Below are 20949 nucleotides of genomic sequence, written 5' to 3' on the forward strand. Positions count from 1 at the left end.
TTTCCCTAACTCCCGGCCACCTCGTTGCATGAGCCGACTTGAAGTTCGACTCTGCTGCCCGCATTCCACAGGGCAGTGAACAATCGGCTTCAACAGCTTCAGGACGAGGTCTTCATGAGCGAACACGATCAGGACGAGCACAGCTGGCAGGCGCGAAGGGAATCCGACGAGGCGCTGGGCTCCGACGGCGAAGTGGACGAGGTCGCCAACCACGCCGTGGTGCCGGCGAGCGACTATCTGCCCGAACGTATCTATCTGCTGCCGATCCACAACCGCCCGTTCTTTCCTGCCCAGGTCCAGCCGCTGGTGATCAACCGTGAGCGCTGGGAGGAGACCATGCGCCGGGTCGGCAATACGCCTCACCACACCCTGGGCGTTGCCTTCGTCGGCGACACCTCGGTCGATGAGCTCGGCCACGATCATTTCCCCGAGATCGGCACCGCCGTCAAGGTGCACAAGATGCACGGCGAGGAGGGGCAGCTGCAGTTCATTGCCCAGGGCCTGCGCCGCTTCCGCATCCAGCGCTGGCTGTCGAAGAAGCCGCCCTATCTGGTCGAGGTCAGCTACCCTCGCGAGCCGGTCAAGGCCGACGAGGACGAGACCCGCGCCTATGCCATGGCGATCATCAACGGCATCAAGGAGCTGCTGCCGATCAACCCGCTCTACGGTGAGGAGCTCAAGCACTATCTCAACCGCTTCAGCCCCCATGAGCCGGGGCCGCTGACAGACTTCGCCGCCGCCATCACCTCGGCCAAGGGGCGTGAGCTGCAGACCGTGCTGGAGACTCTGCCGGTGCAGGCGCGCATGGAGAAGGTGCTGCCGCTGCTGCGCAAGGAGATTGACGTCGCCCAGTTGCAGACCGAGATCAGCGAGCAGGTCAACGCCCAGATGCAGGAGCGTCAGCGTGAGTTCTTCCTGCGCGAGCAGCTCAAGGTGATCCAGCGCGAGCTGGGCATCTCCAAGGATGACCGCGAGAATGACGTCGATACCTTCCGCGACCGCCTCGAAGGGCTGGTGGTGCCGCCCAAGGTGCTGACCCGGATCGAGGAGGAACTCGACAAGCTCTCGGTGCTGGAGACCGGCTCACCGGAGTACGGCACCACGCGCAACTACCTCGACTGGCTCACCTCGATGCCGTGGGGCGTGCGCAGCCAGGACCAGCTCGACCTGACCCATGCCCGGACGGTGCTCGACCGCGACCACGACGGTCTCAAGGACGTCAAGGAGCGCATCATCGAGTTCCTCGCCGAGGGCACCTTCAAGGGCGACGTGGGGGGCTCCATTCTGCTGCTGGTCGGCCCGCCCGGGGTGGGCAAGACCTCCGTCGGCCGCTCCATCGCCGAAGCGCTGGGCCGGGAGTTCTACCGCTTCTCGGTGGGCGGCATGCGTGACGAGGCCGAGATCAAGGGCCATCGGCGCACCTACATCGGTGCCATGCCGGGCAAGCTGGTGCAGGCGCTCAAGGAGGTCGAGGTCGAGAACCCGGTGATCATGCTCGACGAGATTGACAAGCTGGGTAAGTCGTTCCAGGGCGACCCGGCTTCGGCCCTGCTCGAGGTGCTCGACCCCGAGCAGAACGTCGACTTCCTCGACCACTATCTCGACGTCCGCCTGGACCTCTCCAAGGTGCTGTTCGTGTGTACCGCCAACACTCTCGATTCGATCCCGGGGCCGCTGCTCGACCGCATGGAGCAGATCCGCCTCTCGGGCTACATCGCCGAGGAGAAGGTGGCCATCGCCAAGCACCACCTATGGCCCAAACTGCTCGAGCGCGACAAGATCCCGCGCAAGCGTATCAATCTCACCGATGCCGCCCTGCGCCAGGTGATAGAGGGTTATGCCCGCGAGGCCGGCGTGCGTCAGCTAGAGAAGCAGCTGCACAGCATCGTCCGCAAGTCGGCGGTCAAGCTGCTGGAGGGCGATCGAGATTCGGTGCGTATCTCGGTCAAGAACCTCGAGGAGTTCCTCGGCGCACCGCTGTTCCGTCAGGAGCAGGTGCTCAAGGGGGAAGGGGTGGTCACCGGGCTGGCCTGGACCTCGATGGGCGGCGCCACGCTGCCCATCGAGGCGGGCAAAGTGCACTCGCTGACCCGCGGCTTCAAGCTCACCGGCAAGCTCGGCGAGGTGATGCAGGAGTCGGCCAACATCGCCTACAGCTACACCCTGGGCCACCTCGCCGAGAATGGCGTCGATGCCGACTTCTTCGATTCGGCCTTCGTGCATCTGCACGTGCCGGAAGGGGCCACGCCCAAGGATGGCCCCTCGGCGGGGGTGACCATGACCACGGCGCTGCTGTCGCTGGCGCGGCACCAGGGCATCGACCGGCCGCTGGCAATGACCGGTGAGCTGACCCTGACCGGCCAGGTGCTGCCGGTGGGCGGCATTCGCGAGAAGATCATCGCCGCGCGGCGCAGCAAGATCTTCGAGGTGATCCTGCCTGAGGCCAACCGCCGCGACTATGACGAACTGCCCGACTTCCTCAAGGAGGGTATGACGGTGCACTTCGCCAAGCGCTACAAGGACGTGGCCAGGGTTGCCTTCGGTATCTGACGGCGCGGCGCCGACACTCCTCACATGGCAACGTTGGCGCCGCCGTCTACCACCAGGGTTTCGCCGCTGACGAAAGTGTTCTCGGCTGAGGCCAGGAAGGCCACGGCCGCGGCCACCTCGTCGGCGGTGGCCACCCGGCCGAGCGGCGTGGCCGCTTGCCAGCGGCGCCGTGACTCGGACTCGGCGTCCTGCATGCCGGCGCTCACCGGACCGGGTGCCACGGCGTTGACCAGAATGCCGTGGGGGCCGAGTTCCACCGCCAGCGCCCGGGCGAGCGCCAGCATGGCACCCTTGCACATGGCGTAGGTCGAGCGCTCGGCGGTGGTGCGCAAGCCATGGGCCGAGGCAAGGATGACCAGGCGTCCGCCGTGACCCGCCATCATCAGCCTGGCGGCGGCCTGCAGTGCCAGATAGGCGCCGCCGACGTTGACCTGCAGCATCTCCCCGAGCTCTGCCCTCGGCACCTCGACGAAGCGCCCCCGACGAATCGTGCCCGCGGCGTTGATACAGGTGTCGAGGCCCGCGCCATGGGCCGCGATATGGGCGAAGGCCGCCTCGATGCTGGCCGGTTCGGCCAGGTCGCAGGCAAGGAAGGCGCCTTGCTCCGGCCATCTTGTCAGTAGCGCGCTGGCCCGGGCTTCTGCCCGTTCGTGGTCGAGCAGAAAGACGAAATCGCCCGCTTCCATCAGCTTTGTGACGACGGCGCTGCCGATTCCCCCGGTGGCGCCCAGTACAGCCGTGATTCGCATCCTATGTCCTAGGTATTCTTCGTCTGAAAAAATCGGCATTATAGACGTTTGCACGACATTTCTTTATAACGAATCGACCACTACAACAAACGCACGCCATCGCGCAGCGATGCTGGACGCCATAAGGGAGAGACAGATGTCAAACCGCAAGCTCACCTTCACCCGCACTCTGCTGGCTTCGGCCACGGCCGTACTCTTGGGTGCCACTGCGCTTTCCGCCCAGGCCGAAACCCGGGTCACCTACAAGTCTGCGTCGGCGGGTACCGCCTACTATCAGATGGGCGTCGAGCTGTCCGAGTCGATTCGCCGGGGTACCGGAGGCGAAGTCGTGCTGACCCTTGAGGAGAGCCAGGGCTCGGTGCAGAACGTCATGGAAGTGATGGCGCGCCAGGGCAACTATGTGTTCACCACGCCGCCCGGTCTGGTCGAACAGGCCATGGCCGGCGAGGGACCGTTCGCCGAGCGTCAGAGCCCGCGCTTCCAGGAGATTCGCGGCCTGTTCCCCATTCCCTCCATCACCATGCATTTCGTGGCGGCAGGCGATGAGGGCGTGATCGGGCTCGAGGATCTCGAAGGCAAGCATGTCCTGATCGGGCGCGGCACCTTCGGCGCGCGTGAGGCGGAGCGCTATCTCGAGCTGTTCGGCATGCTGGACAAGGTGCGTGTGGCCAACGCCGAGATCGGCAGCGGCCCCGATGCGCTGAAGAACGGTCAGATCGATGCCTTCGTCACCGCCAGCTCCTTTCCCACGCCCAACGTGATCGAAACCGCCGCCAGCATGCCGATCAGCCTGGTCAGCCTCACCGACGAGCAGATCGAGCAGACCGGCGCGGCACGCCAGACCATCCCCGCCGGCACCTACTCCGGCGTCGATCAGGATGTGGAGACCACCTCGCTGCCGGTGATCGCCTATACCACTACCGGCATGGACGATGACACCGCCTACACGCTGACCAAGACCTTCTGGGAGCGTCGCGATGCCATGGCGGACGAGACCGCCTGGTGGGGCAGCATCACCCACGACATGATCGGCAACATTGCCGGCACCCTGCATCCCGGTGCCGTGCGCTATTACGACGAAGCCGGCATCGAGATTCCCGACGAGCTGCGTTAACCAAGGCTGGCGGCGCGGGCAAGGATGCCCCCGCTGCGGTCGCAAGGCATCCCCATTTTCATGTTATCGACACTCTCTTCTTCAACGACGGGCAGCGACGCCGAGGGCGTACCTCGCCTGCACCCCGCCTGGGTGGTGCTCGGCACTGTAACGGTCTGCTTTCATCTCGGGCTGATCTTCTACGGCCTGACGCCGGCCCTGGTCAGCCGGCCCATTCACCTGGCGCTGGCGCTGCCGTGGATACTCATCCTGGCCGCCCGCACCCCCTTCGAGCGCTGGAGCGGCTGGCTGCTGACCGTGCTCGGTATCGCCGCCTGCGGCTACATCGCCTTCAACGAGGAGGCGCTGGCCAACCAGTACGGCTTCATCGACAACAATTTTCAGATGGCGCTAGGGGTCTTCCTGATCGTGCTGACCCTCGAGACTGCGCGTCGGGCGATCGGCTGGCCGCTGCCGCTGGTAGCGGTGGCGGCGCTGGCCTACGCGGTATTCGGTGAGCACATTCCTGGCCAGTTCGGCCATCCTGGTCTGCCGATGCAGAGCTTCGTCGGCACCCTGACCATCGCCGAGAGTGGCCTGTGGGGCTCGCTCACCGGGGTCAGCGTCGGCGTGGTGGCAATCTTCGTCATCTTCGGTGCGGTGCTCAACGCCGGCGAGGCGGGGCGCGGCTTCATGAACATGGCCAGCGCCTTCGCCGGACGCCTGACCGGCGGCGCGGCCAAGGTCTCGGTGATCTCCTCGGCGCTGATGGGCTCCATCTCCGGCTCCGCCTCGGCCAACGTGGCTTCTACCGGCGCCATTACCATTCCCACCATGGTGCGCCTGGGCTATCCGCGCACCTTGGCCGGCGGGGTCGAGGCGGTGGCCTCCTCGGGCGGGCAGATCATGCCGCCGTTGATGGGGGCGGGCGCCTTCGTCATGGTGGAGCTCACCGGCACGCCCTACACCCAGATCATGGCGGCGGCGCTGCTGCCGGCGATCCTCTACTTCGCTACCGTGTGGATGGGCATCAACGCCTACGCCACCCGCCACGATCTGCGCCCCATGGCGGCGGAGGACCGCGCCAGCGGCAAGGAGGTGGCGATCACCTCGCTGTTCTTCGCCGTGCCCTTCGTGCTGCTGCTCGAGCGCATCTTCCTCGGCGGCTACACGCCGCAGTACGCCGCCAGCATCGCCATCTTTGCCGGTATGCTGCTGCTGTTCTTCGACGTGACGCTGACCTTCTCCCTGCGCGGCTTCGCCTCGCGAATGGCCGAGGCGATGGTCACCGCGGGACGTCAGGTGGCGGTGATCGGTGCCATCATCATCTGCGCTTCGCTGGTGATCGGTGTGCTGTCGCTCACCGGTCTCGGGGTCAAGATCACCTCGGGCATCCTGTCGCTTTCCAACGAGATGCTGTGGCCGGCGCTGCTGCTCACGGCGCTGGCCTGCCTGGTGCTGGGCATGGAGGTGCCGACCACGGCAGCCTACGTGATCTGCGTCTCGGTGGCGGGACCCGCACTCACGGCGCTGGGCCTCGAACCGCTGCTGGCCCACCTGTTCGTGTTCTGGTTCGCGCTGCTCTCGACCATCACGCCGCCGGTGTGCGGCGGGGTATTCATCGCCGCCGGCATGGTCGGGGAGAACTGGCTCAAGGTGGCGCTGAAGGCCATGGCGCTGGGCATCGGGCTCTACATCATCCCGCTGGCCATGGTCGCCAACCCCGACGTGATTCGTCTGGCCTTCGACCCGTTCGGCGCCATCTTCGATGCAGTGAAGATCGCCCTGGGCCTGATGGCGATTTCCTATGGTGTGATCGCACGGCGCGCGGCCTGGCTGCGGGTGGTGCTGGTGATTGTCGGGTCGCTGGTGATCTTCGCCTTTTGAGCCGCTGACCTTTTGCATCGCTGACTGAGGAGTCATGTCATGATCGTTGCCACGCTGGGGCCTGATGGGAACAACCATGTGCTGGTGCTGGGCCGCTATCTCGCGACTCGCGGTCTGGCCGATGCCGAGGTGAGGTTTTTCGACGATTTCCCGACGGCCTTCGCGGCGCTGGTAGCGGGCGAGGTTGACCGGGTGCTGCAGTGCACGGCCCACTTCAGCCACGCCGACTGCGTGGGACGATACATGCACCGCGTCTTTCCGGTGGATGTCTTCGTCGCCGGCAGCCATCCGCTAGTGCTGCTGGCGCAGCGCGACATCGCCACGCCGCGCCAGGTGGCACGTCAGCCGGCCACCCGCTACTACACCGACCTTTCGGGTTTTGCCGAAGAGATCGACGCACCCACCACGGTGGCGGTGGCCGAGGGGCTGCTGGAAGGGCGCTTCGAGGCGGGCATCTGCGCCCGCCAGACCCTGGAAGCCCATCCGGACAAGCTGCGCCTGGTCGAGGAGCTGGGCCCGGCGCTGGACGTCTGGGTACTGTATGGCACCGAGCCGCTTTCAGACGCTCATCCCCTCGTGGTCTAGCCGCCTCGGCTCGTGCATGACAGAATCATGGCCTAGATCGTCGCCACCCCTGGATGGCAAAGACGGCGTCAACCGTATAGCGCAATGCGCACGAAGAGGACACCATGCCCGAATATCGCTCCCGTACCACCACCGCCGGCCGCAACATGGCCGGCGCCCGCGCCCTGTGGCGCGCCACCGGCATGAAGGACGAGGACTTCCACAAGCCGATCATCGCCGTGGCCAACTCCTTTACCCAGTTCGTGCCCGGGCACGTGCACCTCAAGGACATGGGCCAACTGGTGGCGCGGGAGATCGAGAAGGCCGGTGGGGTGGCCAAGGAGTTCAACACCATCGCCGTGGACGACGGCATCGCCATGGGCCACGACGGCATGCTCTATTCGCTGCCGAGCCGTGACATCATCGCCGACAGCGTCGAGTACATGGTCAATGCCCACTGCGCCGATGCCCTGGTGTGCATCTCCAACTGCGACAAGATCACTCCCGGAATGCTGATGGCCGCCATGCGCCTCAACATCCCGGTGATCTTCGTTTCCGGAGGCCCCATGGAGGCCGGCAAGACCAAGCTGCTCGATCACGGTCTCGACCTGGTCGACGCCATGGTCATGGCCGCCGACGACTCGGTGGACGACGAGACCCTGGCCGAGGTGGAGCGCAGCGCCTGCCCCACCTGCGGCAGCTGCTCCGGCATGTTCACCGCCAACTCGATGAACTGTCTGACCGAGGCGCTGGGCCTGGCGCTGCCGGGCAACGGCACGGTGCTGGCCACCCATGCCGACCGTCGCCGCCTGTTCGAGACCGCCGGTCATCGCATCGTCGAGCTGGCCAAGCGCTACTACGAGGGCGACGAGGCACACCTGCTGCCGCGCGCCATCGGCTCCAAGGCGGCGTTCAAGAACGCCATGACCCTGGACATCGCCATGGGCGGTTCCACCAACACCATCCTGCACCTGCTGGCCGCCGCCCAGGAGGCCGAGATCGATTTCGGCATGGCCGACATCGACCGGCTGTCGCGGGAGGTGCCGCAGCTGTGCAAGGTGGCGCCCAACACCCAGAAGTACCACATCGAGGACGTGCATCGCGCCGGCGGCATCATGGCGATCCTCGGCGAGCTGGATCGTGCCGGGGTGCTCGATACCCGCGTGCCCACCGTCTATGGCGATAGCCTCAAGGATGCGCTGGACGAGTGGGACATCATGCGCAATCCGTCACCCGAGGTGGTGGAGTTCTTCAAGGCCGGCCCCGGGGGGGTGCCGACCCAGGTGGCCTTCTCCCAGAGTGCGCGCTGGCCGACCCTCGATGGCGACCGCGCCAACGGCTGTATTCGCGACCTCGAGCATGCCTTCTCCAGAGAGGGCGGCCTGGCGGTGCTCTCCGGCAACATTGCCGTGGACGGCTGCGTGGTGAAGACCGCCGGCGTCGACGACTCCATCCTGGTGTTCGAAGGGCCGGCCCACGTGGTCGAGTCCCAGGACCAGGCGGTGGAGCACATCCTGGCGGGCAAGGTGAAGGAGGGCGAGGTCGTCGTCATCCGCTACGAGGGGCCGAAGGGCGGGCCGGGCATGCAGGAGATGCTCTATCCCACCTCGTACCTCAAGTCGAAAGGACTGGGCAAGGCGTGTGCGCTGCTCACCGACGGTCGCTTCTCCGGCGGTACCTCGGGGCTCTCCATCGGTCACGTCTCGCCTGAGGCGGCCGCCGGTGGCGCCATCGGTCTGGTGCGCTCGGGCGATATCATCCGCATCGACATTCCCAACCGCCGCATCGACGTGCAGCTCTCCGACAGCGAGCTGGCGGCACGGCGCGAGGCGGAAGAGGCGCGCGGAAAAGATGCCTGGAAGCCCAGCATCCAGCGCGTGCGCAAGGTCTCGGCCGCGCTCAAGGCCTATGCGCTGTTGGCCACCTCCGCCGACAAGGGGGCGGTGCGCGACCTCAGCAAGCTCGACTGACGTATGCGACGAACCGGGCCCAGGCCCGGTTCGTCGGCTTTGGGCTCTCCCTCAGCAAGAAGGAACGACGACATGCGCAAGCAGACCTTCGGCGTCGGCCTGATCGGCTTCGGCACCGCCGGCCGCTTCTTTCATGCCCCGCTGATCCAGGCCACACCGGGCCTCGAACTGTTGGCCGTGGTCAGCAGTGCGCCCGAGCGAGTGCATGCCGTACTGCCCGACGTCGAAGTGCTGCCCAAGGCGGCGGCGTTGCTGAGCCGGCCAGACATCGATCTGGTGGTGATTGCCAGCCCCAACGAGACCCACTTCGCCCTGGGCAAGGCAGCGCTCGCTGGCGGCAAGCATGTGGTGATCGACAAGCCGTTCACGGTGTCGCTCTCCGAGGCGCGGCTGCTCAAGGCCGAGGCCGACAAGGCCGAGCGGTTGGTCAGCGTGTTCCACAACCGCCGCTGGGACAGCGACTTCCGCACGCTGCAGGCGTTGGTGAAGGAGGAGGGCGTCGGCCGGCCGGTGTCGCTGGAGCTGCGCTTCGACCGATTTCGCCCGCAAGTCGCCGAGCGTTGGCGCGAGCAGCACAAGCCCGGCAGCGGTATCTGGTACGACCTCGGCTCGCACCTGCTCGATCAGGCCCGCACGCTGTTCGGCATGCCGCGGGCGATACTGCTCGACCTGATGGCGGCCCGCGACGGCGCCGAGGTGGACGACGACTTTCACGCTCTGCTCGATTACGACGGGCTGCGGGTAACCCTGCGCGCCAGCTCACTGGTGGCGGAGCCGACGCCTCAACTGGCGCTGCACGGCACCCGCGGAAGCTTCGTCAAGTATGGCCGCGACCCGCAGGAGAACTGGCTGCGTGAGGGGCGTATGCCGACCCGCGACTGGGGCATCGATCCGCGTCCGGGCCAACTGACGCTGGTCGACGAAAGCGGCGAGGGGGGCATGGTGCGTCGTGAGCACGGCGGCCTGCCGGGAGATTATCTGGCTTACTACACAGGCATCGTCGAAGCGCTCGATGGTGGTGGCCTGCCGCCAGTCAGCGTGGAAGAGGCGATCGAGGTCATGACCCTGCTGGAGGCCGGACTCGACAGCTATCGTCAGAGCCGCTGGATACGCTTCAAGGAGAACGGCGCCACGCTACCTCACCTGCATCGCCACGGTTGAGCGCGACAGCAGGCGCTACCAGCCCAGGCGCGGTTCGTCGTAACGGCGCTGGCGCAGGGTATCCCGGGCGATGAACAGCGCGGCGATGGCCCTGGCCTCGTGGAAGTCGTCGCGCATCAGCAGGGCCGGTAGCTCCTCCAGCGCATGGGTTTCGACCACCAGCGGCTCCGGCTCGTCGCCCGGCAGGCGTTTGGGATAGAGTTCGGTGGCCAGCAACACCTGCATGCGATGACGCATGTAGTTGGGCGCCAGCGACAGTTCCACCAGCGGCTCGATGCGTCGGGCGCCGAAGCCGCACTCTTCCATCAGTTCGCGATTGGCGGCGGTTACGATGTCCTCACCCGGGTCGACCAGGCCCTTGGGCAGGGTCAGCACGTAGTCCTCGAAGCCCGCTGCGTACTCGCGAATCAGCAGGACGTGGTCGGGGTCGGGCATGGCGATGATCATCACTGCGCCCTGGTCGCTGCCGGTCAGGCGCTCGAAGGTGCGCTCGGCACCGTTGGCGAAACGCAGCTCCAGCGACTCGATGTGGAACAGGCGGCTGCGTGCCACCGACTGGCGGGAGAGCACCTGGGGTTTTTGCAAGGGCAGCTTGTCTGACATGAAGGCTCCGTTTCGTGCGGGTGACCGTCGGCATGGCATCCAGCCGGGAATGCGCCGCCATTGTCCTTTGGGTACAATATCACGCCTTCCACCGCTCAGATGCTACCGGGAGTCGCCATGATCGATTGGCGCGCCATCGATACCGTTCTGCTGGACATGGACGGCACACTGCTCGACCTTCACTTCGACAGCCACTTCTGGCTGGAGCATCTGCCACGCCGCTACGTCGAGCTGCATCGCCTCGACGAGGCCACGCAGGAGCAGCTGCGCTCGCGCATCATTCGCGAGAAGGGCACCTTGAACTGGTACAGCCTGGCCTACTGGAGCCGGGAGCTGGGCGTGGACATCGTCGCGCTCAAGCGCGAGATCCAGCACCTGATCGGCCTGCGCAGCGACGCGCTGGACTTCCTCAAGTGGCTCAAGCAGGCACACCCCAGGGTGGTGCTGGCCACCAACGCCGATCGCGAAAGCCTCGAACTCAAGCTGCCCCTCACCGGCCTCGAGGAGTACCTGGACGCCATCGTCTCCTCGGCGGATCTCGGCGTGCCCAAGGAGGCCCAGGAGTTCTGGTTCGCGCTGCAGGACGTCGAGCCCTTCGATCCGGCCCGCACGCTGTTCATCGACGACAACCCCGAGGTGCTGGAGAGCGCCCGGGAGTTCGGCATCCGCCATCTGCTGGGTATCAAGCAGCCTGACAGCACGCAGCCGGAAAAGGAGCTCAAGGAGTTCATTGCCCTGGACCGCTTCGCCACGATCCTACCCGAAGCGCTACCCTCTGAAGTACGTGCCGACAAGGTACGTGGCGACAAGGTACGTGGAGACATGACACGTGGCGACAAGATGCGTGGCGACAAGGGCAAGCCTGGCGAGACAGGAGGCGTCGGTGGATAACGTAAGACTCGACAAGTGGCTGTGGGCCGCCCGCTTCTTCAAGACCCGGGCCCTGGCCAAGAAGGCCATCGAGGGCGGCAAGGTGCATTACAATGGCGGCCGCGCCAAGACCAGCAAGAACGTGGAGGTGGGGGCGCTGATTCGCGTACCCCAGGGCTGGGACGTGTGGGAGGTGGAAGTCCTGGCGCTCTCCGATCAGCGCCGCGGCGCCCCCGAGGCTCGTGAACTCTACCGCGAAACCGACGAGAGCGCCGAGCGCCGTGCGCGTGAGGCCGAAGGCCGGCGCCTGACCAATCAGGCCATGCAGCATCCGCTCAAACGACCCGACAAGAAACAGCGTCGGGACATCCAGCGCTTCCAGCGCCAGCATGACGAATGACTTTTCCGGAATCGATGATGACCGATCAGATCCAGCGCTTTCTTTTCGAACGCACCAACGTCCGTGGCGAGATCGTCACGCTGGAGCGGGCCTACGGCGAAGTGCTCGAGCGGCACGGCTATCCGCCGGCCGTCAACCGCCTGTTGGGTGAGCTGCTGGCGGCTGTGGCGCTGCTCACCGACACCGTCAAGCTCGACGGGATTCTCAGCATCGAGGTACGCGGGCAGGGAGAGCTGTCGCTGCTGATGGCGGAGTCCAACCCCGGCGGCGAGCTGCGCGCCATCGCTCGTCTGGCCGAAGACGCCAGCCTGCCGGAGGGCGAGGCGGCCTTCCGTGAGCTGGTGGGCGAGGGTCATATCGTCATCACCCTCGACCCCCGCGAAGGCAATCGCTACCAGGGCATCGTGGCGCTCGACCACGACAGCCTGGCCGGCTGTCTCGAGGCCTATTTCTCGCAGTCCGAGCAGTTGCCCACTCAGCTGTGGCTGAGCGCCGACGGCCAGCGTGCCGCCGGGCTGCTGCTGCAGCGCCTGCCGGACGAGTCGCAGAACCAGGACGAGGACGCCTGGGAGCGCACCGTGCAACTGGCCAAGACCCTGAAAACCTACGAGCTGCTGGGGCTCGAACAGCGTGAGCTGCTGCACCGGCTCTACCACGAAGAGACGGTGAGGGTGTTCGAGCCCAAGGCGCTGCGCTTCGGCTGCACCTGCTCGCGGGAACGCATCGCGGAAGCGCTGCTGACCCTGGGGGGCGACGAGTTGCGCAACGTGCTGGCCGAGCAGGGCGAGATCGAGACCCAGTGCCACTTCTGCCACACCCATTACCGCTTCGGCGAGAGCGAAGTCGAGGCGTTGCTGCACGAGCAGGGTGGTGCTGCTCCCACGCTGCACTGACCCGCCTGTCTAACACGACGAACGAGATGTCTCGAGGGCGTCTCGTTCGTTCGCCTGACGATGCTGCAATGCACAAGTTCGGGCGTCGTCAACCTGCGGCGATATGTCTCGATGTAGTAGTAAAACTACAAGAACTTCGGTCAAAGTTCTCGTTTCCTGATGGCTTCCTTTTTGCCATAATGGCGCCCGCTTAATGGCCGATCGCCTTCATTACAAGACGGCATGCATCCGCACAGGGACGATCGGAAACGCAACGCAATGGCGTATCGACGCCTGGCACACGAGAGAGAACCGGCCGCAAGGCCCAGGAAACGACATGACCACATCCCAAGCCGCTCCTCAAGCACACGTCAATCTCAGCAGCGCAGAGCTCATCGAGCGTGCCGTGGCACGCGGAGAGGGCCACCTGGCTGCAAACGGCGCCCTGGTGGTGAACACCGGCCTGCGTACCGGCCGTTCGCCCACGGATCGCTTCATCGTCGACGAGCCTTCCACCAGCGGCGACATCGACTGGGGCAGCGTCAACCGTCCCTTCGAGGCCGCCAAGTTCGATGCTCTCTGGGCGCGTGTCGAGGACTACCTGAACAGCAGCGACCGCTTCGTTTCCGAACTCCACGTGGGCAGCGACCCGACCCACTACCTGCCGGTGCGGGTGACCACCGAGACGGCCTGGCACAACCTCTTCGGTCGCACCATGTTCGTGCGTCCGGAAGGTTACAACCCCGCCGCCAAGGCGGAGTGGACCATCCTCAACGCACCCCACTTCGAGTGCGACCCGAATCGTGACGGCTCCAACTCCGACGGCACCGTGATCATCAACTTCGCCCAGAAGAAGGTGCTGATCGCCGGCATGCGCTACGCCGGTGAGATGAAGAAGGCGATGTTCTCGGTGCAGAACTTCCTGCTGCCGGCTTCCGACGTGCTGCCCATGCACTGCTCGGCCAACGTCGGCGAGGACGGCAACACGGCACTGTTCTTCGGCCTTTCCGGCACCGGCAAGACCACGCTCTCCGCCGACCCGGCACGCTACCTGATCGGTGACGACGAGCATGGCTGGGGCCCCGGCACCGTGTTCAACGTCGAGGGTGGCTGCTACGCCAAGTGCATCGACCTTTCCGAGAAGAACGAGCCGGTCATCTGGAATGCCATCAAGTTCGGCACCGTACTCGAGAACGTGGTGCTCGACGACCGTCGCGAGCCCGACTACACCGACGACAGCCTGACCCAGAACTCCCGCGCCGCCTATCCGCTGGAGCACGTGGAGAAGCGCGTACCGGAAAACCGTGCCGGCGAACCCAACGCCATCATCTTCCTGACCTGCGACATGTCCGGCGTGCTGCCGCCGGTGTCGGTGCTGTCCAAGGAGGCGGCGGCCTACCACTTCCTCTCCGGCTACACCGCCAAGGTGGGTTCCACCGAGATGGGCTCTTCCGAAGGCCTGGCGGCGACCTTCTCCACCTGCTTCGGTGCGCCGTTCTTCCCGCGCCCGGCACGTGTCTACGCCGACCTGCTGATCAAGCGCGTCGAGGCCAAGGACGCCCAGGTCTACCTGGTCAACACCGGCTGGACCGGCGGCTCGTACGGTGAAGGCGGCTCGCGCTTCTCCATCCCGACCACTCGCGCCATCATCAGCGCCATCCAGTCCGGCGTGCTGCGCGAAGTCGAGACCAAGCGCATCGAGGGCCTCAACCTGGACGTGCCGGTTGCAGTGCCCGGCGTCGACTCGAGCCTGCTCGACCCGCGCGAGACCTGGGAAGACCAGGCCGCCTATGACCGCAAGCTGCGTGACCTGGCCGCCAAGTTCGTCGACAACTTCAAGAAGTTCGACGGCGTCAGCGAAGCCATCGTCAAGGCCGGGCCCAGCCTGACCTGAAGCCGAAAGCTCTGGCGTTGACAACGGGGGAGAGGCGCTAGCCTCTCCCCCGTTGCGTTATCGGGATTAGGCGAGCCGAGGCTCTCGTCGCCGGTCCGACCGCCAGCGCAGCACATCCACCACCGCGAACAGGGCCAGGCTCGCGCCCAGTACCGGTAGCGCCAGGCCCAGCGCCACGGCCGTCATCAGCACGCCCAGCCGAGCGCCCCAAGGCAGCGCCACGAAGATCTCACTCAGCGTTTCCCGGCTTCTGTGCCGGGCTGCTCGCAGACGTCGCCACCACATCGTATAGCCCCAGCACACCAGCACCACCAGGCAGCCGGCCATCGCCGCCAGGGCCAACTGGTTGGGCAGGCCGAAGAGCACACCCATGTGTAGGTCGATGCCCCAGCGGGTGAGCTTGGCGGCCAGGGGGAAGGTGGTGAAATCGGTACGGTCGATGACGGCCATGGTCTGTGGATGCAGGGCGACCTGATCCACCTGGGTTGGCCAACTGCGATCGATCTCCACCACTCGCCAGGCTCTGTCTGCGCTGCGTGGCGGCTCGATCTGCAGCAGTGCTGCATCGATGCCGGCCGTGCGGGCAGCGCTCAGGGCGAGATCGAAGTCCGCCAGGCTCACCCCCGCATCCGGCGCTTGAGCATGGCTGTGCTCACCGTGCTCGCCATGAGCGTCGTGCGCCTGGGGCACCGCCTCGGGGAGCTGTGTGGTTACGCTAGGCGTACCCCAGCCCCAGGCGTGGCGCAGCTCGGCGATGTTGCCGCCCGCCCACTGCGACCAGGTCAGGCCGGTAATTGAGAAGAACACCAGCCCTAGTGCTGCCACCATGCCCAGGGTGGCATGCCGGCGGCGCAGGGCCGCCGGCCCTTGCTGGGCTCGTAGCGCTCGGCGGCGCTGCAGCCACAGGGCCAGCCCGCCGAAGGCAGCTACCCACAGCCAGGAGGCGGCGAGTTCGCTGTAGTACCGGCCGATGTCGCCCATCAGCAGCTCACGGTGGAACAGGTCGATGGTAGTGCGCAGAGGCAGCACGCCGCTGGTGCCATACACCGGCATGTCGCCCTTGATCTCGAGGCTTACTGGATCTATGAAGAGGGCACGATGCTGCGAGGGACCGAGCTCGGCTGACGCGAACATGACCCGAGTGGTTCCGCCCGGATGCGGCGCCGGTCGGACGACTGCCGGCATGTCGCCCGTGCTCAGCGCACGCTGTGCCACTTCGACCTGCAGGGCAAGCGGCTGTGCCGTCCCGCCCTGTACACCATTCAATGCATCGCGGTAGAGCCAGGCCTCGAGCGAGGGCGTCAGGACGTAGGCAATGCCGGAGAGTGCCGCCACCAGCATGAAGGGGGCAACGAAGAGGCCGATATAGGCGTGCAGCCGGGTTACCAAGGCAAGCAGTAGCCTGCCGGTGCGACGGGGAGCCGTCGCCGGTTGTCGAGACATGGAGAAACGCTCCTGATCAGGGGACGAACGGTCACGAGAGCTGCCCAGAGCTGGGAGTCCTCGCGACGAACCGAAGATCAAACGAGGGAGCGAAGCGGTGGAGCGCGGCCATGATAGAGCCGATACCGCTGGCCTGTGTGCGGGCGATAAATGCCGGCGCCAAGGGGAGCGGGGGAAACAGCGGGCCGGGCAAGAGTGACGGCGTCCTGTACCAGCATCCCCGGCATGTGCAGGAAGAGCGGACAGTAACCGCAGGCCGCCAGGTGATCGTCATGGCCGTTTGCGGCGGTGGCGTGCCCATGCGAGTGCGCATTGGCATGAGCTGCTGTGGTGGCGTGGTGGTGATGTGCGGTCTGATGATGCGTGGGATGAGGCGCCGATTGGGCTTCGAGCAGGCGCTGGGTCTGGCTCAGCAATGGCCCGCCGATAGCCAGCGTCAGGGCCAGCAGGCCGAGACAGGCCATCAGGGAGTGCCAGCGTGTCATGAATCGGTGCACGATCGAGCCCACGGCGCCTTGTGAGAGACGTTCGACTCTAGACGAGAAGCGAGGTCCGGCCAATAGCGAACCGCTCAATACGTCGCGGGTCTGAGCGTAAAGGGCACTCACTCATGTCTGGTGGCGTCGCGCAGCGGCGCTGGGGGAGAACAATGAAACGTCGTCACTTTCTCGGCGCGCTGGGTGCGGGTGGTGCCGCCTGGCTGCTGCCGGGAGTCGGCTGGGGGTTTCCGAGGCTCAGTCTCGAACCGGCGCCGGATCTCGAGCGCATCGAGCTGTCACGGGACGAATGGCGCGAGCGTCTCACGCCCGAGCAGTTCGAGATCCTGCGCGACCACGGTACCGAGCCGCCGTTTTCGAGTCCGCTCGACAAGGAGTGGCGCGATGGGGAGTACCGCTGCGCCGGCTGCGATCTGCCGCTGTTCGAGAGCGCCATGAAGTACGACTCCGGCACCGGCTGGCCGAGCTTCTTCGATCACATCGAGGGGCATCTGCTCAGCCAGCTCGATTTCAGCCTGATCTGGCCGCGGCGCGAATATCACTGCGCTCGCTGCGGCGGGCATCAGGGCCATGTGTTCAGCGACGGCCCCGAGCCTACCGGCCTGCGCTGGTGCAACAACGGCCTGGCGCTGACCTTCGTGCCGGCGGCTACCTGAAGCCCTCGACGATGTGCTGCGCCAGCCCATCCACTGCCGGTGAGCTGGCCTCGGGCGAGCGCAGCAGCACGATGGAACCGTCCGGCAGCGGGGGCAGACCGTCCGCCTCGTCGAGCACCCGCATCCCGGGCGTAACCAGACTCTTCATCAGTGCGGAGACGGCAAGCCCGGCACCCACTACCGCCTGCAGCGTGGCCAGGCTGGGGCTGGAGTAGGCGATGCGATACTGACGCCCGGCGCGGGTCAGGGCGTTGCAGGCGTGCCGGCGACAGAAGCAGGGCTCCTCGAACAGCGCCAGGGGCAGCGGCGACTGGCGGTGCACCGGGTGGCTCTCCGCCACCACCCAGACCGTCTCCTCACGGCGCAGGATGGTGCCGATCTCCTGACCCACTTCACGGGTCACGATGCTCAGATCCAGACTGCCCTGCTGGCGCCCGAGCAGTTCCGAGGAGGGGGCGCACTGCACTTCGACGTCTACCAGTGGCCAGGTCTGCGAAAACGATTTCAGGATGCCCGGCAGGAAGCGCATGACGAAGTCGTCCGGCACGCCGATGCGTACCCGTCCCACCATATCCGGCTCGCGCAGCATGTTGAGCGCCTCGCCCTGCAGTGCGAGGATGCGGCGAGCGTAGCCGAGCAGCGTGGTACCTTCGCTGGTCAGATGCATCTGGCGTCCCTGACGCTCGAACAGCGGTCGCTGGATCACGTCCTCCTCGAGCCGCTTGATCTGCATGCTGACGGCGGACTGGGTGCGATTGACCGCCTGGGCCGCGCGGGTGAAACCGCCGTGGTCGACGATGGCGACGAAGGTGCGCAGCAGTTCATGGTCGATGGTGTGGAGCATGGCCGTTTTTCCCAGCGGTTTCGCAGGTTATTCCATCAAGCAGTGTGATGATGGGCATAACAACTATTCGTTGGATTGATTCTAGCGCTTCGTCGAGACTTTCTCCATCGCATCATCGGAAGGAGGAAGCACCGCATGAACATGAAGGCAGCGATAGTCTGTGAGCATGCCTCACCCCACTGCGTACCCCGCTCCCGCGGACGTTTGCGCTTCATCGTCGAGCTGTGGCGCTGGGCGCGGCGCATGGATCGCCTGGTGCAGCTGCGCCACGAGCGCAGCCAGCTGCTCGAGCTCAGCGACCACCAGCTGCGCGACATCGGCCTGACCCGGCACGAGGCGGCTCGCGAGGCCCGCCGTCACTTCTGGGACGACATCGGCTGGCGACGCTGATCCTGGCGGCGAGGGCGTGGCGTTTGTGGTACCTTGGCGCGATCTTTCGCTGTCGCAATACCAAGGAAGTCATGGACGCCACGACCCGGATCATTTCGCGCCTCGCCGAGGAACTCGCCGTTCGCCCGCAGCAGGTCTCCGCTACCGTGGAACTGCTCGATGGCGGCGCTACCGTGCCCTTCATCGCCCGCTACCGCAAGGAGGTCACCGGCGGCCTCGACGACACCCAGTTGCGTAATCTCGACGAACGCCTGCGCTACCTGCGTGAGTTGGAGGAGCGCCGGGTCGCCGTGCTTGCCGCCATCGACGAACAGGGCAAGCTGACACCGGAGCTGGCGGGGCAGATCCAGGCCGCCGATACCAAGCAGCGCCTGGAAGACCTCTACCTGCCGTACAAGAAGAAGCGCCGCACCAAGGCCCAGATCGCCCGCGAGGCCGGCCTCGAGCCGCTGGCCGATGCGCTGCTGGCCGATCCCACCCTCGACCCCGAGAGCGAGGCCGCCAACTACCTGCGCCCCGCCGAGGGCGATATTCCGGCCATCGAGGACGCCAAGGCGGCGCTGGACGGCGCGCGCCAGATCCTCATGGAGCGCTTCGCCGAGGATCCCGAACTGGTCGGTACACTGCGCGAGCGGCTGTGGAGCGAAGGCGAGCTCAGCGCCCGGGTGATTGCCGGCAAGGAGCGCGAGGGCGCCAAGTTCTCCGACTACTTCGAGCACGACGAGGCGCTGGCCAAGACGCCGTCGCATCGCGCGCTGGCAATGTTCCGCGGGCGCAACGAGGGCGTGCTGACCCTGGCCATCCGCCTGCCCGGCGAAGACGAGGCGCCGATCCATCCCGCCCAGGTGGCCATCGCCAGGCATTTTGACATCCGCGACGAGGGCCGCGCCGCCGACAAGTGGCTGGCCGACGTGGTGCGCTGGACCTGGCGGGTCAAGCTCTATACTCACCTCGAGACCGAGCTGATGGGGCGGCTGCGCGAACGCGCCGAGCTCGATGCCATCGAGGTCTTCGCTGCCAACCTCAAGGACCTGCTGCTGGCCGCCCCGGCGGGGCAGAAGGCGACCCTGGCCATCGACCCGGGCCTGCGCACCGGCTGCAAGGTGGCGGTGGTGGACGCCACCGGTCAGTTCCTCGAGCACGCCACGATCTTTCCCCATGCGCCGCGCAACGCCTGGAACGAGTCCCTGGCGCAGTTGGCCAAGCTGGTGGACAAGCACGACGTGGCGCTTATCGCCGTGGGCAACGGCACGGCCAGCCGCGAGACCGACAAGCTGGCCGGCGACCTGCTCAAATTGTTCGCTGGCAAGAAACAGCTCTCCAAGGTGATGGTCAGCGAGGCCGGGGCCTCGGTCTACTCGGCGTCGGAGTATGCCGCCCGCGAGCTGCCCGAACTCGACGTCACCATCCGCGGCGCGGTGTCCATCGCCCGACGCCTGCAGGATCCGCTGGCCGAGCTGGTCAAGATCGAACCCAAATCCATTGGCGTGGGTCAGTACCAGCACGACGTTTCGCAGCTGCAGCTGTCGAAGAGTCTGGAAGCGGTGATCGAGGACTGCGTCAACGCCGTCGGGGTCGACCTCAATACCGCCTCCAGCGCGCTGCTCTCGAGGGTGGCCGGCCTCAACCCGGCGCTGGCCGAGGCCATCGTCGCCCGGCGTAACGCCGAGGGCGCCTTCGCCAGCCGCAAGCAGCTGCTCGACGTCAGCCGCCTGGGGCCCAAGACCTTCGAACAGTGCGCCGGCTTCCTGCGCATCATGAACGGCGACAACCCGCTCGATGCCAGCGCCGTGCACCCCGAGGCGTACCCGGTGGTGGAGCGTATCGCCAGCCGTAGCGGTCGCCCGGTAGCGAGCCTGATCGGCGACAGTGCCACGCTGAAGACGGTCAAGCCCGCCGAGTTCGCCGACGAGCGCTTCGGTGTACCGACCATCAGCGACATTCTCAAGGAACTCGACAAGCCGGGCCGCGACCCCCGCCCCGAGTTCAAGGCCGCCGAGTTCCGCGAGGGGGTGGAGACGCTCAAGGACCTGGAGCCGGGCATGATCCTCGAGGGCAGCGTGACCAACGTCACCCACTTCGGTGCCTTCGTCGACATCGGCGTGCATCAGGACGGCCTGGTGCACATCTCGGCGCTGTCGGACAAGTTCGTCGAGGATCCGCGCTCGGTGGTCAAGGCAGGCGACATCGTCAAGGTCAAGGTGATGAGCGTGGATCTCGAGCGCGCGCGTATCGGGCTCTCCATGCGGCTCGACGATCAGCCGGGCGAGGCCGAGGGTGGCAGATCGTCGCGTGCTGGCCAGGGCGAGCGGCGGGGCGGTCAGGGCAAGGCCCCGCGCAATAACGCACCTCGCGAGCAGTCTCAGCCCAACCAGATGGGGGCGCTGGGAGCGGCTCTGCTCAAGGCCAGAAAGGGCAAATCTTGATCCTGGCGCCTGTGTCGCCATACTCTCGACATCATTGGCGTGTCCGGCCGTCCTGGGCGGCCGGCATGCATCGACCGAGA

General features: G+C 66.2%; 18 protein-coding genes. 13 read left to right on the plus strand and 5 right to left on the minus strand.

Translation table 11 applies throughout. The features are described from left to right. Positions 1 to 114: 114 nt before the first annotated feature. On the plus strand, positions 115 to 2550 hold the full coding sequence (gene lon, locus B8115_RS07585) for an endopeptidase La (RefSeq protein ID WP_010627178.1): 2436 nt from the start codon (positions 115 to 117) through the stop codon (positions 2548 to 2550). A gap of 20 nt (positions 2551 to 2570) precedes the next feature. Here lon and B8115_RS07590 read toward each other — a convergent pair whose 3' ends face one another. Then, entirely contained in the window at positions 2571 to 3299 is a 729-nt protein-coding gene (locus B8115_RS07590; protein WP_010627179.1) for an SDR family NAD(P)-dependent oxidoreductase, read from the minus strand. 136 nt (positions 3300 to 3435) lie between these two features. On the opposite strand from B8115_RS07590, the gene B8115_RS07595 reads away from it, so the two are divergent. The 5 genes from B8115_RS07595 (at position 3436) to B8115_RS07615 (ending at position 9974) form a co-directional block, all read left to right on the plus strand. After that, on the plus strand, positions 3436 to 4413 hold the full coding sequence (locus tag B8115_RS07595; RefSeq protein ID WP_010627180.1) for a TAXI family TRAP transporter solute-binding subunit: 978 nt from the start codon (positions 3436 to 3438) through the stop codon (positions 4411 to 4413). A gap of 60 nt (positions 4414 to 4473) precedes the next feature. Continuing rightward, positions 4474 to 6279 (plus strand): TRAP transporter fused permease subunit, encoded by a 1806-nt coding sequence (locus B8115_RS07600; RefSeq protein WP_010627181.1) that lies wholly within the window; start codon positions 4474 to 4476, stop codon positions 6277 to 6279. 39 nt (positions 6280 to 6318) lie between these two features. Then, complete coding sequence (locus B8115_RS07605; RefSeq protein WP_010627182.1) at positions 6319 to 6864, plus strand: hypothetical protein; 546 nt, start codon at positions 6319 to 6321, stop codon at positions 6862 to 6864. A 104-nt stretch (positions 6865 to 6968) separates the two neighbouring features. Then, on the plus strand, positions 6969 to 8813 hold the full coding sequence (ilvD, locus tag B8115_RS07610) for a dihydroxy-acid dehydratase (protein ID WP_010627183.1): 1845 nt from the start codon (positions 6969 to 6971) through the stop codon (positions 8811 to 8813). 72 nt (positions 8814 to 8885) lie between these two features. Continuing rightward, positions 8886 to 9974, plus strand: a complete 1089-nt coding sequence (locus B8115_RS07615; protein WP_010627184.1) for an oxidoreductase — start codon at positions 8886 to 8888, stop codon at positions 9972 to 9974. Positions 9975 to 9989: 15 nt separating this feature from the next. Here the strand turns inward: B8115_RS07615 and nudE are convergent, their stop codons facing one another. Next, positions 9990 to 10577 carry an ADP compounds hydrolase NudE gene (gene nudE / locus B8115_RS07620; protein ID WP_010627185.1) on the minus strand — a complete coding sequence of 196 codons (588 nt, stop codon included), beginning with the start codon at positions 10575 to 10577 and terminating at the stop codon, positions 9990 to 9992. Positions 10578 to 10694: 117 nt separating this feature from the next. Between nudE and yrfG the strand changes: the two genes are divergently transcribed. The 4 genes from yrfG (at position 10695) to B8115_RS07640 (ending at position 14613) form a co-directional block, all read left to right on the plus strand. Continuing rightward, positions 10695 to 11468 (plus strand): GMP/IMP nucleotidase, encoded by a 774-nt coding sequence (gene yrfG / locus B8115_RS07625; protein WP_010627186.1) that lies wholly within the window; start codon positions 10695 to 10697, stop codon positions 11466 to 11468. Then, positions 11461 to 11847, plus strand: a complete 387-nt coding sequence (gene hslR / locus B8115_RS07630; protein ID WP_010627187.1) for a ribosome-associated heat shock protein Hsp15 — start codon at positions 11461 to 11463, stop codon at positions 11845 to 11847. Before yrfG ends, hslR begins: the two co-directional genes overlap by 8 nt. A 17-nt stretch (positions 11848 to 11864) precedes the next feature. Continuing rightward, positions 11865 to 12740: an Hsp33 family molecular chaperone HslO gene (hslO, locus tag B8115_RS07635; protein WP_010627188.1), complete on the plus strand. Its 876-nt coding sequence runs from the start codon at positions 11865 to 11867 to the stop codon at positions 12738 to 12740. 316 nt (positions 12741 to 13056) lie between these two features. Next, positions 13057 to 14613 carry a phosphoenolpyruvate carboxykinase gene (locus B8115_RS07640; RefSeq protein ID WP_010627189.1) on the plus strand — a complete coding sequence of 519 codons (1557 nt, stop codon included), beginning with the start codon at positions 13057 to 13059 and terminating at the stop codon, positions 14611 to 14613. 66 nt (positions 14614 to 14679) lie between these two features. On the opposite strand, the gene B8115_RS07645 is transcribed toward B8115_RS07640, so the two are convergent. Together B8115_RS07645 and B8115_RS24130 are read right to left on the minus strand one after the other, a co-directional pair. Further along, on the minus strand, positions 14680 to 16056 hold the full coding sequence (locus B8115_RS07645; protein WP_010627190.1) for a PepSY domain-containing protein: 1377 nt from the start codon (positions 16054 to 16056) through the stop codon (positions 14680 to 14682). A 77-nt stretch (positions 16057 to 16133) separates the two neighbouring features. Next, complete coding sequence (locus B8115_RS24130; protein ID WP_083861799.1) at positions 16134 to 16541, minus strand: DUF2946 family protein; 408 nt, start codon at positions 16539 to 16541, stop codon at positions 16134 to 16136. Between the two features lie 164 nt (positions 16542 to 16705). On the opposite strand from B8115_RS24130, the gene msrB reads away from it, so the two are divergent. Next, positions 16706 to 17209: a peptide-methionine (R)-S-oxide reductase MsrB gene (msrB, locus tag B8115_RS07655; protein WP_010627192.1), complete on the plus strand. Its 504-nt coding sequence runs from the start codon at positions 16706 to 16708 to the stop codon at positions 17207 to 17209. Here the strand turns inward: msrB and B8115_RS07660 are convergent. Beyond that, positions 17202 to 18053 (minus strand): LysR substrate-binding domain-containing protein, encoded by an 852-nt coding sequence (locus B8115_RS07660; protein WP_010627193.1) that lies wholly within the window; start codon positions 18051 to 18053, stop codon positions 17202 to 17204. The genes msrB and B8115_RS07660 overlap by 8 nt on opposite strands. Before the next feature lie 135 nt (positions 18054 to 18188). Between B8115_RS07660 and B8115_RS07665 the strand changes: the two genes are divergently transcribed. Both B8115_RS07665 and B8115_RS07670 read left to right on the plus strand, forming a co-directional pair. Further along, positions 18189 to 18443, plus strand: a complete 255-nt coding sequence (locus B8115_RS07665) for a DUF1127 domain-containing protein (protein ID WP_010627194.1) — start codon at positions 18189 to 18191, stop codon at positions 18441 to 18443. Positions 18444 to 18514: 71 nt separating this feature from the next. Next, entirely contained in the window at positions 18515 to 20869 is a 2355-nt protein-coding gene (locus B8115_RS07670; protein WP_010627195.1) for a Tex family protein, read from the plus strand. Positions 20870 to 20949: the final 80 nt, after the last annotated feature.

The sequence above is a fragment of the Halomonas sp. KM-1 genome (assembly GCF_000246875.1).
GTDB lineage: Bacteria > Pseudomonadota > Gammaproteobacteria > Pseudomonadales > Halomonadaceae > Halomonas > Halomonas aerodenitrificans.